We start from the raw sequence: 14,705 nt of genomic DNA, 5'->3' as shown, positions 1-14,705 counted from the left end.
GCCCTGTTCGCATCCCTGCCTATTCCAAGGGGAAATTGTGCCTGATCCTCTGATTTCAATAGACGGGTAAATAAGAGACGACTCAGATCACTACTGGAAAAAATATTATACCCCACCTCACCGACATTCGTTTCACGGAAAGAAGTAACAGTTTCGGGGCGTTCCGAGATTATCTTGAGGTGTTTCTGCGGAATTCTGCATTTCTTGCACAGATCGCCGCATTCCCGATGTTTGAAGCGAACCGGTTGCCTCGCACCACGTCGTGTGCACGGCCCCTCCTGAACGGCGAGCAATATGAACAAACGCCTACAACCGACTACACAAACGACACCTAGTAAACATCCGCGAGCAAGTCCCACAGATCGGGCTCCAAGCAGACTCAAGAACGCCACGACTTCGCGACAACCAAGTGACCTGCCCCCACCCTGACGACAATCGGGCTTCGGCCTGACGTGCTTGGGACAAGGCGCGTGCGCTGACGTGAATGCAGAGAACTCCACAGGCAAATGCGACCGCTATCGATCGGGCAAATCCCAGCACGATCCCTGCAATCAGGACCAACCGTCTCGCGACGCACGAATGAAGACGAATCCGTAACCATTCACAGGCAGGGGGCTGGCTCATTTTTCCGCAGCAAAGGGAAGGGTTGCCCTGGTCGATGCACTGTAGATTTCAATTCAACTGGGAAAATGTGCCGCCCCCCTTCGGACGGTGACCGGCGAGGACAAATGTACCGTGCTTTTTGTGGGCTCCTGGCCTGCTATAATCTTTTGGTCCCACCTGTTTGTTTCACGACGATTTTTTGAGGTGCTCTCATGAAGGTCCAAGTCAGTACAGACAAGCGAGTCGATGGGTCGACTGCGATCGTCTCCGAGGTCACGACGATGGTCGAGTCGTCGCTGGCGAGATACCGCGAACGACTCACGCGCGTGGAGGTCCACCTGAGCGACGTCAATGGCCCCAAAGGCGGTGTGGACCATCGTTGTGCACTAGAGGCCCGCCCTGCCGGGCTCGACGCCGTGGCCGTCACTCACAATGCGCAAACGCCATTCGAAGCGGCCAAGGGCGCGGTCGAAAAAATGCTCCGACTCCTGACGTCGACCTTTGGCCGGCATGATGATATCAAAGGCCTTTCAGCCAGCGGCCAGCCGACTTGAACGCTTGAGCAACACGAACCTTGGCGGCCTCATTCCGCTGCATGGCACTGCTCGACCAAAAGACAACCGAGCAGTGCCATCCGGAACAAACAGAATCGCGAACACGGTGGCTCGCTGACGTCACTTCGCCCCCTTTGGCGTCTCGATAAGTACCAGCTCCTTGGCGTCCCGCGGATGCAGGATCACCGCCAAAACCCGAGTATTTCCGGTTTGACTCGGGTTCCGCGAAACCGCGTGCAGTGCCATGGTAGGCTCATAGAAGGTGTCGCCCGTCTTGAGTTTCTGCAGCGGCTGCCCTTCGAGCTGCGTCTCGAACTCCCCTTCCAACACATGGCCGAAAACCGCGCCGGGGTGTCGATGCGGTGGCGTTGATCCCCCTGGACTCATGCTGACTTCGACGATCGAAACCCGCGCATCTTTGCCATCGATCTTCTCGGAAACATCCCGCTCAAGCAGCGATTTGACCTTCGTGCCCGAGCCATGTTTGTCATGTTTGTCGTGTTGAGCCAACGCGAAGCCGCCAGCTCCCAGTGCCGCCCCAAGGGCGATCGAGATTATGGTGCGCATGAGTGAACCTACCATTCTGAAAAGTGATGGAACGTCGTCGGAATTCATGGAACTGTCCAGGTACACATTCGTCAGTGATGCTGCTTCTCGAACAGGTGCGCGAACTGCCCCGGCTGGTATGCGCCGGGCATCATCCGGAAGCTGATCGCCATCCGGTTCCAGGCGTTGATCGCGGCAATCGACATCGTAAGGTCCGCCAACTCCTTGTCGTTGAACTGTTCACGAACTTCCGCGAAAACCTCGTCGGGCACATGGCCGTCAGTCACCTTGGTCACCGCTTCGGTCCAGGCAAACGCCGCACGTTCGCGGTCGGTATAGATCGGAGCCTCGCGCCAAGCGTCGAGCAGATACAGCCGTTGTTCGGTTTCGCCCGCGGCACGGGCATCCTTGGAATGCATGTCGATACAGTAGGCGCAACCATTGATTTGGGACGCACGCAGCTTGATCAGGTGCAACAGCCCATGATCCAAACCGCAACCGTGGAGATAGACCTCTAGCCCAAACAGAGCCCTCAAGGTCCCGGGGGCCGCTTTCGTATAGTCGAGACGCGATTGCATAGTTTCTCCTGATCAATTGAAGACGATGAAGTTCGCAGACACGCTGCAGATTGCTGTCGGGATTGTAGGTCGCTGTGGTACCATGAAAAGATCCACTTACCCCATTAGACATGGAGCCACTTTGATGACGACGAATGGGCGTACTCGACGGTTCGATCTCGACTCAATCGTGCTGTCACACGAGGGCCCAGAAACCCTTCAGAGTCAGCTTCGTGATCAGCTTCGGCGGGCCATCCTCGAAGGGCGGCTCCATCCAAATGAACGAGTCCCTTCCACGCGGGGACTGGCCGCGACGCTGGGTGTCGGGCGGATCACCGTCGCCACGGTTTACGAACAGCTCACATCCGAAGGGTATCTCGTCGCGACCGTCGGTTCAGGAACTCGGGTTTCGAAAACCCTACCCGAGCGTTTTTTAAATGCCCCAAAACCAAAGGGACCAAAACCCACCGGCAATGCCGTCTCAAGCCTGTCCGCCCAGGGACGAAAGATCGCCGAGTTTGGACGCCTGATCAACTTCGACAGCGGGCGCCCGGTTCCCTTCCGTCCGCACGTTCCCGCACTGGATGCTTTCCCACGCGAAATTTGGGAACGGCTGACGACGCGACGGCAGAAGCGGTTGCCGCGTGATCTGCTCGCACGCGTCGATCCACTCGGATATCGACCACTGCGCGAATCAGTGGCCGGCTACTTGGGCGCCTCTCGCGGAGTACGCTGCACGGCGGACGACATCGTCATCACCGCAGGAGTCCAGCAGGGAATTGACCTGATCGCCCGTCTGCTGATCGACCCCGGTGATCGGGTTTGGCTCGAGGATCCCGGCTACAAGGTCGCACGCCCTGTCCTTGAAATGATCGGAGCCGAGGTCATTTCCGCTCCGCTGGATCAAGACGGTTTCGATATTGCCACCGCAACCCGAACATTACCGTCACCGCGCCTGATTTATGTCAGCCCCAGTTGTCAGTGGCCAACCGGCGTCACCATGCCCCTGGCACGCAGACTGGAACTGCTGTCCTGGGTTGAACGTTCCGGGGCATGGGTTCTCGAAGACGATTACACTGGCGAGTTTCGGTATGGGGGACGCCCGCTTCCTGCCCTGCAAGGTCTTGATCGATCGGGCCGGGTCATCTACATGGGAACATTCAGCAAAGTCCTGTTTCCCTCACTGCGACTCGGTTATTTTGTGGCTCCCCCTGGACTGGCAGAGGCATTCGGAGTTGCCCGCTGGCTGGCCGACCGGCATTCTCCCCCGCTGGAACAGGCGGTTCTGGCCGACTTCATTGATGGCGGACATTTTGCCCGCCACATCCGCCAGATGCGAACTCTTTATGCCGAACGTCAGGCCGCGGTGGTCGACGCCGCACAGAAAGAATTGAGCACCGCCCTGATCATCCCCCCTGCTCAAGCCGGCATGCACCTGGTCGCTCACACGACCGGTGTTTCTCAAGAGGCCGCCATGGCGGCGGCCTCAAAGGCCGGAATCGCCTTCCATCCCGTCGCCTGGTACAGCACCAGGACACCCCTTCCTTCGGGCCTCATCCTCGGATATGCAGCTTACACCCCCGAAGCCTCCCGTCGCGCTATGAAAGCCTGGGCGCGGGCACTCGACACTGCACCGCGGTCGATCCCCACCGACGCAATCGCATGACGCGATCACGTCAATTTCGCTTCAAATCAACGAGGCGGCGGCGACATCCCTGTCCCAAGCTTCGGCATGGCAGGCTTGTTGCCGCCGCGCGTCGGCAACGCCGCCCCGATCGTTGGCTTCTCACCTTTGACGGATGCCAGATCCAGCTTCAAAGGAGCCACTCGTCCGGACGAGTCCCTCTTAATCTCAATCGTCAGCGAGCCCGTCGTCGGCACGGGAGCCATCTTCATGGGATCACTCCTCACCAGAACAAAGTACTCTCCTTCGGCAACCCCATCCTCACTTTGATAGGTCGTGAGACGAAAACCGCCATCATCGGCCACCGCGCCGCTGGCCGGGGGAGCCTTCGCCTCAATCGATTTCGGCTGTAAAATCAGCTTCACCGAACGGGCGGGCTTTCCATCAATCGAGACCGTTCCACTGGCCGGATACACTTTGACACGCCCCGAATTCCCACAACCCAGGCTCGCGACCGCGAGCGACACGATCAACAGTTGAACTGGACGCAACATACCACACACCCCCAAAGTTTTAGTGAAGTAAACCCCAATCGCTGGCGAGACAACCGGCCGCATTCGCCGACCTCGCCCAATCAAGATTGCCGTCAACTAAAACTCGCTGGGAATGACCTCAGTCGTTCCCCCTGCCATGGTGTGCAGTGACTCCCACACAGTCCCCATGGGCGCCGCCAAACTTCCCGCATACCCCTCTGGGATACACTGAATATTCTGACTGATAAATCGCACGGCACCATCCGCCATCAAGAACTGCGCGCCACCCGTGTGAACGCTCGCAGCCGCGTACCATTCGGAATTCATTCCGTAGAATGACATATAAGAAGGCCCATAAGCGTAAGGAGCCTCCTCCCACCAGAACTCAGGATTTCCTCCATCGGGCGCCTTCGTGACCCCAATGGCCGAAAGTGTCACACTGTGCGTGGGTGCCGACACAAGACAGCTTCGATAAACACCGTCATTGCCCGACCTGATTTTGCCGCTCCCGCCAAGCCCCGATCCGCCTGTATAGTTGTGTGAACAAGTCTCCCCCACCATGATCGTATTCGACGTGCCATCAGAAATATTCGCAATCGGATTCGATAAACCCAACGAGAAAATGCCCGCATGCTGATCGGTCCGCTGCCACCAGTCATAGCCCTGCGAGACGCCATAACAGCTGTATCCCATGGGAACAATCGTGTTTGTTGTCTTGTTCCTTGATTGAGGCAGCTTGTTATATCCCGGATCAGACGGGCACAGCAGCGCGGGAAAAATATATTCTCGTAGCAGCTTTCCCGAACTATCTGTTTGGGCCCAAATCGGCACACTAAAGTTGATCTGATTGAAAAGGTTGCCCTGATCTAATTGCGGCAAGACGGCGCAAATCCAGGAAAAACATCGCGGCTGCTCGTTCGGTGTTCCCGGAGCATAAGACCATACGGCGTCGGCAGGGAATCGATTGTGAATGTCATGATAGTTATGGAGTGCCAGCCCGATTTGCTTCAAATTGTTGCGACACTGAGTCCGTCGCGCGGCCTCACGGGCCTGCTGAACGGCCGGAAGAAGCAAGGCAATCAGCACAGCAATAATCGCAATCACGACCAGTAATTCAATCAGCGTAAAACCGTTGCGATAAGCCTTCGACAGGGACAATTTCATGAGAATTCCTTCTTTCCAATCATGGAAAACACAAGAACATGCAAATCGCGAAGTACCAGACGGAGATTTGGTAATAATCAACAGACAATCATTGACGAGTTGAACACAGACGCACCCTCTTCGCAGAGAACGCGCCCGCACCGTGCGAGGCAATCCCAGTTATGCAAACCGCTGCCGACGAAAATGCGGCGACCCTCGTAAACGCTCTGCCACGTGAATCGTGACCTCAGTAAGAAAACGCAGATCGTTCCATAGCGATTCGCAAATCAATGCGAAGCAATTGAGATCACGTGAATGAGATGTGATAGATTTCACACTACCAATCTATTTCAATAAATGTCAATTATGTTTATTGACAATTTAAGATAGCGCTAATGTCGACATTCTCGCAGAGAAGACTTTTTCTAAAAAATGACAGTCAATTTGACATACGCACTTTTCGTGAACTTCTAAGTGGGATGAAGCCGCAAGAGCAATCATCCGATTTCTTCTATCCAATCTTGCGACTCACAGACGCAGCGAGACCTGACACTCGTTCACTGATTGAAGACGGACACAAATTCATCACAGTAAGTGCGAAACACCGTGGGAAGGATTCGTGCACCACGCCTTTTCTTACAGGAGAAAGCGGGGCGATCAACCGATCGAAATCACGGGGATTGGGTCCGATTTGATTCAAAACCGCCATGACATCGTGAACGCCAAGACGCCTGGCACGCAGGCTTCGACAACCGGCAGCCCTCGTGATGATCGATAAACGACGAAGATCAAGTGATACAACAACATTGTGTGAGAGGCATAGATCACATCAGAAATAACCCGACTCTTGCCTACGCTTCTGGAGTACGACTACTGATGGACATATGTCACAAGCATGATTCACACCTATTAACCTGCTGAAATCATAAGAACCGGACTCGCCCCAACCTCAAACGCCAGGACAGGGTGTCGAGCACGGCGCCCGCCTCACGTCGTCAACGGATAGACACACGGGCAATTTCGGCGCGAGGCCACTGTGAAGAAACTTCAGGGTGCGCAGAATAGGGTGGTCTGTTGAAGACACGGGGCGGGCTCCGCCCAGAAGGAGATTTGCCTGCCCCCTCGCTTCGGGCTGTGAACAGTGACTCGCAGCGATCAGCAGCGCCGCGCAGAATTCTGTCATGAATGCCACTAAAATCGATTGACCCTGGAATGCAATCTCAACGCAATCGGATTCGATTTCAGACGGCCTTTGGGAAGAAGGGTAACCGTTCACAGGCCGGGGACTGGCTCATTTTCCCGCGACAATAGGATGGATTTCTCTGGTAATTGTACTGCGGATTCCAATGAATCGGGAAAATGTGCCTGTCCCCCTCTCTTCGGGCTGTGAACGGGTGCGGAAGAAGGAGAATTCGCAGTGGGAAAAACGGAACGGCTGTTTGGAGTCATGGACGCGCTGCGGCGCCATCGGCGTCCCATCACTGCCGCCGACCTCGCCGCAGAACAAGGTGTTTCGGTGCGTACGCTTTATCGCGATGTCCAGGCATTGATCAGCCTGGGCGCACCGATTGATGGCGAAGCGGGGATCGGCTACATGCTGCGCCCCGGCTTTTTCCTGCCGCCACTCATGTTCGGCCGTGAAGAACTCGAAGCCCTCGTCCTGGGCATCCAATGGGTCGGAGCACAACCGGATGACAAGTTGGCCGAAGCGGCGAAAAACGCACTTGGCAAAATCGCGGCCGCCTCGCCACCCGATCTCCGGGAACTGATCGACGACACCGGACTCATGCCCGTCCTGACCCGGAAACGCAAACCCTTGCCGGCCCTGGCACTCATTCGACAATCCATGCGACTCGAAAAGGCGCTCATGATGCAATACGACGACGAAGCGGGACGAGCTTCGGAACGTCACATTTGGCCCGTGCAACTGGCCTATTTCGAAGGCAAGCAGATCGTCGCCGCATGGTGCTGCATGCGCGAAGCCTTTCGCCATTTCCGCACGGACCGAATCACAGGCCTGATCTTGACCGAATCCCGCTTTGGAAAAGCGAGAAAAACTCTGGTACGCGAATGGAGGACCGAACAAGCCCGCGAATACGCGAATTGCCAATCTTCACCCGAAGGAAAGTCTGCTGACACAGATTGTCAGTAAGGGCAGATACAGTGCTCCCAGCGGTGGCACGATTCACCCAAGGACCCGGTGGTCTTCGACAGTGAACCGTCGCCTGATTCGCCAATCCGCCTGTTGAAGTCATGGGAACGGGCTTCGCCCAGATTCAAAAACAGCGTGACACCATCACCGCGTGACCGCCAAGATGCCTGTCCCCGTGATTTCAACAGGTGCTGATTCTACGACAGCCTTATGATTGAGGAGAAAAACCATGAGCATTCGCCAATCGTTGTTGCCCGAATTCGATGTCGAGATGGCCAACACCCGCAAGGCCCTGGAACGCATTCCCGACGATAAACTCGACTGGAAGGCACACCCCAAGTCGAACACCATCGGCTGGGTCGGCATGCATCTCGCCGAGATCCCAGGCTGGACGGAACCGACCCTGAACAAGGACTTCTGGGACATTGCGCCCGTCGGCGAGGAACCGTATCGAACCCCTAAAGCCACATCCTTGAAGGCGATGCTGGACTTGTTCGACCAGAACGTCGCATCAGGCCATGCCGCCCTTGCGATCGCGGACGACGAGCAATTCCTGAAACCGTGGTCGCTGTTGAGCGGCGGCGCGACCCTGTTCACGATGCCGCGTGTCGCCGTGATTCGCACCTTCGTCCTGAATCACATCATCCATCACCGCGCACACCTGTGCGTCTACTTGCGGCTGAACAACGTGCCAGTCCCAGGAATGTATGGCCCTTCGGGCGACGAACCGGGAATGTAATCAGGTTGCCCACGTTTCTCGCTCGCCCGCCTTTCCCGCGTTCTTCCTCGTTCCCAAGCTCCCGCTTGGGAACGCCTCCCGCGACGTACCCACTCAGTCTCCGCCCTGGTTTCCAAGCGAACGATTTTGAAGTTGCAAGCTTTGCTTTCGACTCGAAACCCTCGCAGAAACGTTCTGACTCTCGATTGCCCAAGTAACTCCTCTTTCTTCCGCCCCGGAGCGGGCGGAAGGGTACAAGCCCAGGGCTGTGATCGCTTCGATCGCTGCCCTGGGTTACCGAGCTCAAAAAGACTCGCCGCCCTGTCAGGGCGGCAGGACACGATCGATTGCCCAATTTAAACCATCCCTTTGCCCTGACAGGGCAAACCTTGGCAATGGTCAAGCCCAGGGGAGCGATTGAAACGATTACTCCCCTGGGCTTGACCACTCCACCACGTTGTGGTGGTCAGCAACCCTGGCTCGCAGGCGAGCACTGCACTCGCCGCACTGGAGAGAGCTGCAGGACGAGAGCAACGCCCGGCTTTGATTCTTCCGCAGCCATTTCAAGGAACGCCGTGAAGCATATCGGCTCGTGGGATATGACCAACCGTGACATTTCCTGCGGGCCGTAGGCCCAGCCATTCCACCAGCCCAGTCCAAAGGAGACCGCAAGGTCTCCGACGGGCTGGGTGATGATCCCCAACAGCACAAGAAGGCCTGTAAGGCCGACCATTCACCTGAACAAAATCCGAATCGCATTCGGATGGCCGATCTTTTTTCCGCCTGGAGACGTTCCTCAAAGAGCGCAACTTCAAAAGCTGCGACACCACAACTCGGTGCGTCAACGTACTGGTGGACGGCAACTCACCACATGTCGCTGTGCAATGGATTACGACCTGACGAGCGTAAACAACTCAACAGTCCCTCCGGCTTTGTGAACAGGGCTGAGCGCCATGATCTCCTTCGCACGCTCCAACGACTCTGCCTGAATGAGTAAATACCCGGTGATCGTGGGTGTCGACACTTCCGAGAACACAGACTCTTTGACAGAGACGACAGGCTCCAGCGCCGATCCACCCATCATATGATTGTGATCGCGAAGCATTTTGAAATACGTGTCCCAGTCTGCGGGAGCCCCAATGCCGTGGTTGATCATGAGGTATTCAGTCATGGTACGCCGATATCCGATCGTATGTTTTGTCGCCGAGCTTCTTGCCCACCGAATCAATGTTGCCAAGCGGGGCCCTTCCTCGTCGGTTCCTCGTCGGTTCCTCGTCGGTTCCTCGTTACCAAGCTCCCGCTTGGTAACGCCTCTTACGTTCGTGCCTTCTACCAAAGTAGAACGTGATGCAGCCCCCAACCTATCGACGAGGAATTCTCCCCCTTAACAGCCATTTGAAGTAACGGGGACTGGCTCCGGCCAGCTTAAGAAACGCCATGACATCATCAACGCCAAGGTGCCTGCCCCCCCTGACTTCAACAGGCTGCTAACGCCAACCCCTGCTAAGGAAGATCCAGTTCAAACACATTGTCGCCCGCCTTCAATTCAAGAGGGCGCGTGAGCACGGCGTTCCAGGGCTCTTTGGCAAATCCGTCATAAACCTCAAGCGCGCACGCCCCCGGAGACAACTGATCGAGATGGATCGTGGGCGAAGGAGCGTTGTCCATGGCACACCCATAGCGCACGTCGCCGTTTTCGGTTCGGAGCTTAAGGTTGAGGCCGCTGATCACACGGGACGTCGCCAATTTTAACTTGACCCGAACGCTCGCTTCCGAAACGAGTTGGATCTCCACCGTTTTCCCATTGTCGACCCAGGCATGCTGTTGCCGGGCATATCCCGGCTTCTGCACGATCAAGCGCGCGGCTTTCATGGGCAACTTGTCGAACGTCGCCAGCCCTGCCTCGGTGGTTCTCAGAATCTGTGCATCATGTAACCGAAAATCCCACTCAAAATCACCCTGATTGAAGTGCCTTCCCGACAAACCCACCATCACATCGGACAGCGGCTGCTGATTCGCCTGATCCACGACTTTGACAACAAGTTGATAAGGCTCAGTTAAACGAAATTCGAACTCGTTTTGACGCGCCGCCACCTCCGCATAGATCGGCTCAACATCGGCACGCCCAAAGCCGGGTACCACGACTGCGACACGATATCGTTTGGTCGCCTCGAGATGCCCCACCAGGAATCGCCCATCGTCGTGCGTGTAAGACCGTTTACCACCACCGCTTGGAAAACTTCCCCAGTCTGCTGGCTCGAGAATTGATGGCAACAGGAATTCGACGGTGAAGTTTCGTACCGGCTTTCCCTGTGGATCAACGACTCGTCCGCGAACCACCCCGACCTCGGGGTCCTGATCGCCAGCTCCCAACCTGACTTTGAGCTGAGGTTCCCCCTCTTCCTGCTCCACCTTGACCACACGCAAGGTCAGTTCTGTAGGTTGATCGACGGCCCCCGTCGCAAACAGATCGCCGTTGCGTTCTTCGTATCCCGAAGCCGTCACTCGCAACGGCAGCATCAGCCTGTTCGTAGGAAAGTCATCAAACTCAAATCGACCCTCGGCGTCCGTGATCGCGGTCAAGAAATTGAGGAGCTGGCTTCCTGTTCCAATCCGCTCGATTCTGGCATTGGGAACCGGCCGCCCCTCTTGATCCACCACGCGTCCGTGAACCGTGGCACCGGGCGAAAGGAAAATATCGACTTCGGCAGACGGACGTTCCGAGAGATCCACATTGATCAGCCGCGTCGCCCTGCCCATGCTCGTGACGATAATCCGCTCGAAATCGGATGCGACAGTTTGAAACTGAAACCGGCCGTGCTTGTCGCTACGAACAATTTGGCCCCTTTGGTTACAAAGCTTTGCCAGCGGAATCGGTCGCTGGGTCACTTCGTCATAGACCGTTCCAAACAGTCGCTTTCCCGGTTCCTGCTGCGCAACTTGTGACTGAGACTGATCCGGGCCTTCTGCAGCCTCCTTGCCGTCTTCGTACGAGAACAATAGCACCAAGAAGAGTCCAGCCGCCTGATAGCCGACCATCCGAATTCCCCTTGTCGCTATGTTCGCTTTTTCAGGATTGTCAAGCGGCCAAATCCGGCCGATGGACACAGTCAGTCAGTCATTATGTCTTATACTTTCACGATCGGCAACCTCGGGTGAAATCGCCCCTGACGCGACGCATCCCAAACACGCACAACTCCGTCCAGGAGACGTCGATGACGGAATCAGAGCGAAGTCAATATCGTAAACCAATGAGAAGCGCATTCACCTTGTGGATATTCTGCACCGTGTTCACCCTTGGTCTTTCCGGCCCCCTTCTCAGTATGTCACTGGCCGCGACAATCCCCTGGTGGCTCCAACAGGTCCACGTCACGCTTAACCACGATTGGATGTTGCTCAGAAGACTTCGTTGACGAACGAATCCTTCAGTTTGATGAAGGCTTGAGCTGCTGGACGTGATGTCCTGCCATCCTGCTGCTTCTGAAGCATTGAGCCTGCAAATGCCCCGACTCCTCCCGCGAGGCCAGAGACCAGTACTTTCAGAGGGTCATTAAGCAATTCGGGACGAATTGCGACTGACGCGGCACTAAATGTCATGAACCCAATCCCGACTTTCGTCACCTCTTTTCGAAATTCGGATAGGACATGAGACGATTTTACCGTTTTGTCAATTGCCTTTGCGGCGCGAGTCAATTCATACTCGATCATTTCTCGCATCTCGATAGGGCGGTCGATCATCTGAGCCGCTCGCTCTTCGATGCCGACAATGCATCGAGCCACATGTTTGGCCTCTCCAGATGCTTTGAGTGCCGCGAACTCCATCGGTGGCAGATTTCCCAAGTGCGGAAGCAAAACCGAAGAATCTGTAATTGCGATGCCGGCCGACACCTCGTTGGCATTTTGGAATCGTGATTTGATGAGCGCGTCCATGATTGCCTGCTCTAATATTCCATGCACAATGGGCCTATACCCCTCAGAACTCGCTAACGCCAAAGCACCGCGGAGCCCCATCGCCTCAGAGGATGAGGAGACAGACCTCGCCCCCAGCAGTCGACAGTACCCCTCTTGATCGAGTTCGGGATATTCCCTCTCGTGTTCCTCTTGCCGTTCGGGCGTGTACTTAATCCTCTGAGCCGCATCCTGAAAAAGCGACGACTGGGCCAAGCGTTCGTAGAAATGTTCGTCCCATCGCGAATCGTCATTTGCGAAAGTGTAATAGTGACCATAGATGTCTTCAGGAACAATTATCAAATGACGACTGTGAAAAAGTGGACCGAGATCCGCATAGGACGTTAGTACTTTACGTACCGTATTCATCAATATGTCGTGATGGTGTGGTGGAACGTTACTTAACCTATAATAGTCGAGTACATATTGCAGTCCGTCGGGCAACGCGAGGCGATCGTTGGTCAGCAGCGAAAAGTAGATATTTCCGACAATCGACCTCGACGTGCCATCAATGAGTGTGCCTTCACGTTGTGAATAACCGCCAAGAGACCTGCCGAGAGTTCCCATCGGATTGCAGACACCAACGGAATCTTCAAAAATGGGCATAGCGAAATAGTCCGCATGCACGTGATCGTGAATCATTTCGGCCATCCGCTTAATGTCGTCGAAGGTGATCTCTGCAATTCGATCACGGTTCTCTGGCAATAATGGAAAGCCAAGGCTGTCTTCCAAGACATCGAAGTTCGTTGTGATTCCGCTCATGACATTCTCCAAAATGTGAAGCCTTATCGCCGCGTGGACATGGATGAGTCGGCTTTGCGAGCATCTATGAAGAAGGGCTGGTGAAGTCGTTGAAAGAGGAAACAAGTTCTTCCAGTCGATGGGGCGCCATCGGGGCACAGCTTGTCCGTTCTGATCATATCGTCTTGCGAAGAGTATCGGTTACCGTGGCACTTCATTGTGGACGGCCCCAAACAGCGTCTTGACCGCCAGCAGTTGCTTAACCAGGGATTGAGGATCATGGAGAGCTTCTGCCGTTTGCTTTCGGTCATCCCACGCCAAGAACAGCGTTAAAAGCAAACCAGTCATCTGACCGCCCTCATCCGAGCGCCGGCTTGCCATGGTTCATTCAGGGTCGCCGAACTGACGGCAATTGCCCAAACCTGAACATAGAGCAATTATGTCTTACATCAAATGAGTCGGCAACCACGACCAATAAAAACGAGGCAGGCATTACACTGCTAGTCCTGCACGCCACTCGATCTGCTTTCACCCTACTGCTTGCTCCCCGGTTCCAATGAAGTTCATTGAAGTTCGTATCGGGATCGCAATCCCCATCGCTTAGCAAAGCGGTTCGGCCATCCACCGGCCGTAACAAACCCTACTCTCACAGCAACTCCACCTTCTCTCGAACTACGTACGATTCCGTGCAGAGTCCACGGGGTAGTCACCAACTTTAGAAGGCCGCTAGCAAACCTCAGAAAATGCGAGACCATTGCGTTCTATCTCGTCAAATCACGACATTAGACATACTGTCTATCACCTCAGCCGACGGAAAATTTATCATACCGTATATTGCCCCATTATTTTTTTGGGATCGTCGCATACCGAGCGAAGAGTTGCGGCATCCCGAATTCTGGACATCCAGTTTGAGAAATTGATTGACCTCAAATTACGAATTCGTTAACGTCACTTAACATATGCAGCACCTTTGATTGCTGCATTTGGATCGCACATCTGAATTCTGAACTACGCCGAGTCTTCCCTTCATGGTCATCTGCCAAGGAGATATCGTATGCGTTCGTTGCGTCCAAAAGGTTTCACGCTGATCGAATTGCTGGTCGTCATTGCCATCATCGCCGTGTTGATCGCCCTGTTATTGCCGGCCGTCCAGCAGGCACGAGAGGCCGCTCGTCGAACTCAGTGCCGTAATAACTTTAAACAGTTGGGATTGGCGTTCCATAATTACGAGAATACATACAGCCAGTTTCCGCCAACTTATATTGCCCTTCACAACACGATTCTACCTGGCTATCTGGGCGTAGCGGCACCCTATGATGACGCCAACATTCATACCTATGCAGAATTTCTGTTGCCCTACATCGATCAAGTCAACATCTACAACACGATTGACTTTCGCGCCCCCTATTTCTCGCCGATCAATCTCAGTGGCGCAGGATTGCCGAATTACACGGTGAACAATCAGGCGGCGACCGGAACCCCGATCCCAGGTTACATCTGTCCCTCAACGCCTCGTTCTCAAACCTCACTGACCATTACCGACAACAATCTCGGCATCCCCATCACCTGGAAAACAGGGGTGAACG

The 14,705-nt window shown here is 55.2% G+C and carries 13 protein-coding genes; 5 read left to right on the top strand and 8 right to left on the bottom strand.

Annotated elements, in window-relative coordinates:
• The first annotated feature begins 815 nt into the window (after positions 1-815).
• Positions 816-1,157, top strand: a complete 342-nt coding sequence (locus OSO_RS0138015) for an HPF/RaiA family ribosome-associated protein (protein ID WP_010587970.1) — start codon at positions 816-818, stop codon at positions 1,155-1,157.
• 120 nt (positions 1,158-1,277) lie between these two features.
• Here OSO_RS0138015 and OSO_RS0138010 read toward each other — a convergent pair whose 3' ends face one another.
• Complete coding sequence (locus OSO_RS0138010) at positions 1,278-1,724, bottom strand: cupin domain-containing protein (RefSeq protein WP_202800028.1); 447 nt, start codon at positions 1,722-1,724, stop codon at positions 1,278-1,280.
• 71 nt (positions 1,725-1,795) lie between these two features.
• Positions 1,796-2,281, bottom strand: a complete 486-nt coding sequence (locus OSO_RS0138005) for a carboxymuconolactone decarboxylase family protein (RefSeq protein WP_010587968.1) — start codon at positions 2,279-2,281, stop codon at positions 1,796-1,798.
• Between the two features lie 124 nt (positions 2,282-2,405).
• Here OSO_RS0138005 and pdxR point away from each other — a divergent pair, with 124 nt between their 5' ends.
• Positions 2,406-3,926, top strand: coding sequence for a MocR-like pyridoxine biosynthesis transcription factor PdxR (gene pdxR / locus OSO_RS46735; protein WP_010587967.1), 1,521 nt, complete (start codon positions 2,406-2,408; stop codon positions 3,924-3,926).
• A 26-nt stretch (positions 3,927-3,952) separates the two neighbouring features.
• Here the strand turns inward: pdxR and OSO_RS0137995 are convergent, their stop codons facing one another.
• Together OSO_RS0137995 and OSO_RS0137990 are read right to left on the bottom strand one after the other, a co-directional pair.
• The gene (locus OSO_RS0137995; protein ID WP_010587966.1) at positions 3,953-4,438 is read right to left on the bottom strand and encodes a hypothetical protein; all 486 of its coding nucleotides are present in this window, start codon (positions 4,436-4,438) and stop codon (positions 3,953-3,955) included.
• A gap of 96 nt (positions 4,439-4,534) precedes the next feature.
• The gene (locus OSO_RS0137990; RefSeq protein ID WP_010587965.1) at positions 4,535-5,581 is read right to left on the bottom strand and encodes a DUF1559 domain-containing protein; all 1,047 of its coding nucleotides are present in this window, start codon (positions 5,579-5,581) and stop codon (positions 4,535-4,537) included.
• Positions 5,582-6,977: 1,396 nt separating this feature from the next.
• Between OSO_RS0137990 and OSO_RS0137970 the strand changes: the two genes are divergently transcribed.
• A complete protein-coding gene (locus tag OSO_RS0137970; protein WP_010587963.1) occupies positions 6,978-7,712 on the top strand; it encodes a helix-turn-helix transcriptional regulator in 735 nt (244 codons plus the stop codon).
• 229 nt (positions 7,713-7,941) lie between these two features.
• Positions 7,942-8,451, top strand: coding sequence for a DinB family protein (locus OSO_RS0137965; RefSeq protein ID WP_010587962.1), 510 nt, complete (start codon positions 7,942-7,944; stop codon positions 8,449-8,451).
• Positions 8,452-9,319: 868 nt separating this feature from the next.
• Here OSO_RS0137965 and OSO_RS0137955 read toward each other — a convergent pair.
• From OSO_RS0137955 to OSO_RS0137940, 4 genes are all read right to left on the bottom strand, one after another.
• Positions 9,320-9,601, bottom strand: a complete 282-nt coding sequence (locus tag OSO_RS0137955; RefSeq protein WP_029247892.1) for a YciI family protein — start codon at positions 9,599-9,601, stop codon at positions 9,320-9,322.
• A 332-nt stretch (positions 9,602-9,933) separates the two neighbouring features.
• The gene (locus OSO_RS0137950) at positions 9,934-11,469 is read right to left on the bottom strand and encodes a carboxypeptidase regulatory-like domain-containing protein (RefSeq protein ID WP_010587959.1); all 1,536 of its coding nucleotides are present in this window, start codon (positions 11,467-11,469) and stop codon (positions 9,934-9,936) included.
• A 357-nt stretch (positions 11,470-11,826) separates the two neighbouring features.
• Entirely contained in the window at positions 11,827-13,140 is a 1,314-nt protein-coding gene (locus OSO_RS0137945) for a hypothetical protein (protein ID WP_010587958.1), read from the bottom strand.
• A gap of 180 nt (positions 13,141-13,320) precedes the next feature.
• Positions 13,321-13,467 (bottom strand): hypothetical protein, encoded by a 147-nt coding sequence (locus tag OSO_RS0137940; RefSeq protein ID WP_157606045.1) that lies wholly within the window; start codon positions 13,465-13,467, stop codon positions 13,321-13,323.
• A 706-nt stretch (positions 13,468-14,173) separates the two neighbouring features.
• Between OSO_RS0137940 and OSO_RS46730 the strand changes: the two genes are divergently transcribed.
• Positions 14,174-14,705 (top strand): DUF1559 family PulG-like putative transporter (locus tag OSO_RS46730; protein ID WP_010587957.1); only part of this gene is annotated, 532 nt, incomplete at its 3' end.

The organism is Schlesneria paludicola DSM 18645 (assembly GCF_000255655.1).
GTDB classification, from domain to species: domain Bacteria; phylum Planctomycetota; class Planctomycetia; order Planctomycetales; family Planctomycetaceae; genus Schlesneria; species Schlesneria paludicola.
Note: the sequence above shows the minus strand (reverse complement) of the source record. Positions and strands in the feature narration are given on the sequence as shown.

Excerpts from the sequence above, each read along its gene's own strand:
- OSO_RS0138015 (WP_010587970.1), top strand. The coding sequence starts at position 816 with ATGAAGGTCCAAGTCAGTACAGACAAGCGAGTCGATGGGTCGACTGCG.
- OSO_RS0138010 (WP_202800028.1), bottom strand. The coding sequence starts at position 1,724 with ATGCGCACCATAATCTCGATCGCCCTTGGGGCGGCACTGGGAGCTGGC.
- OSO_RS0138005 (WP_010587968.1), bottom strand. The coding sequence starts at position 2,281 with ATGCAATCGCGTCTCGACTATACGAAAGCGGCCCCCGGGACCTTGAGG.
- pdxR (WP_010587967.1), top strand. The coding sequence starts at position 2,406 with ATGACGACGAATGGGCGTACTCGACGGTTCGATCTCGACTCAATCGTG.
- OSO_RS0137995 (WP_010587966.1), bottom strand. The coding sequence starts at position 4,438 with ATGTTGCGTCCAGTTCAACTGTTGATCGTGTCGCTCGCGGTCGCGAGC.
- OSO_RS0137990 (WP_010587965.1), bottom strand. The coding sequence starts at position 5,581 with ATGAAATTGTCCCTGTCGAAGGCTTATCGCAACGGTTTTACGCTGATT.
- OSO_RS0137965 (WP_010587962.1), top strand. The coding sequence starts at position 7,942 with ATGAGCATTCGCCAATCGTTGTTGCCCGAATTCGATGTCGAGATGGCC.
- OSO_RS0137955 (WP_029247892.1), bottom strand. The coding sequence starts at position 9,601 with ATGACTGAATACCTCATGATCAACCACGGCATTGGGGCTCCCGCAGAC.
- OSO_RS0137950 (WP_010587959.1), bottom strand. The coding sequence starts at position 11,469 with ATGGTCGGCTATCAGGCGGCTGGACTCTTCTTGGTGCTATTGTTCTCG.
- OSO_RS0137945 (WP_010587958.1), bottom strand. The coding sequence starts at position 13,140 with ATGAGCGGAATCACAACGAACTTCGATGTCTTGGAAGACAGCCTTGGC.
- OSO_RS0137940 (WP_157606045.1), bottom strand. The coding sequence starts at position 13,467 with ATGACTGGTTTGCTTTTAACGCTGTTCTTGGCGTGGGATGACCGAAAG.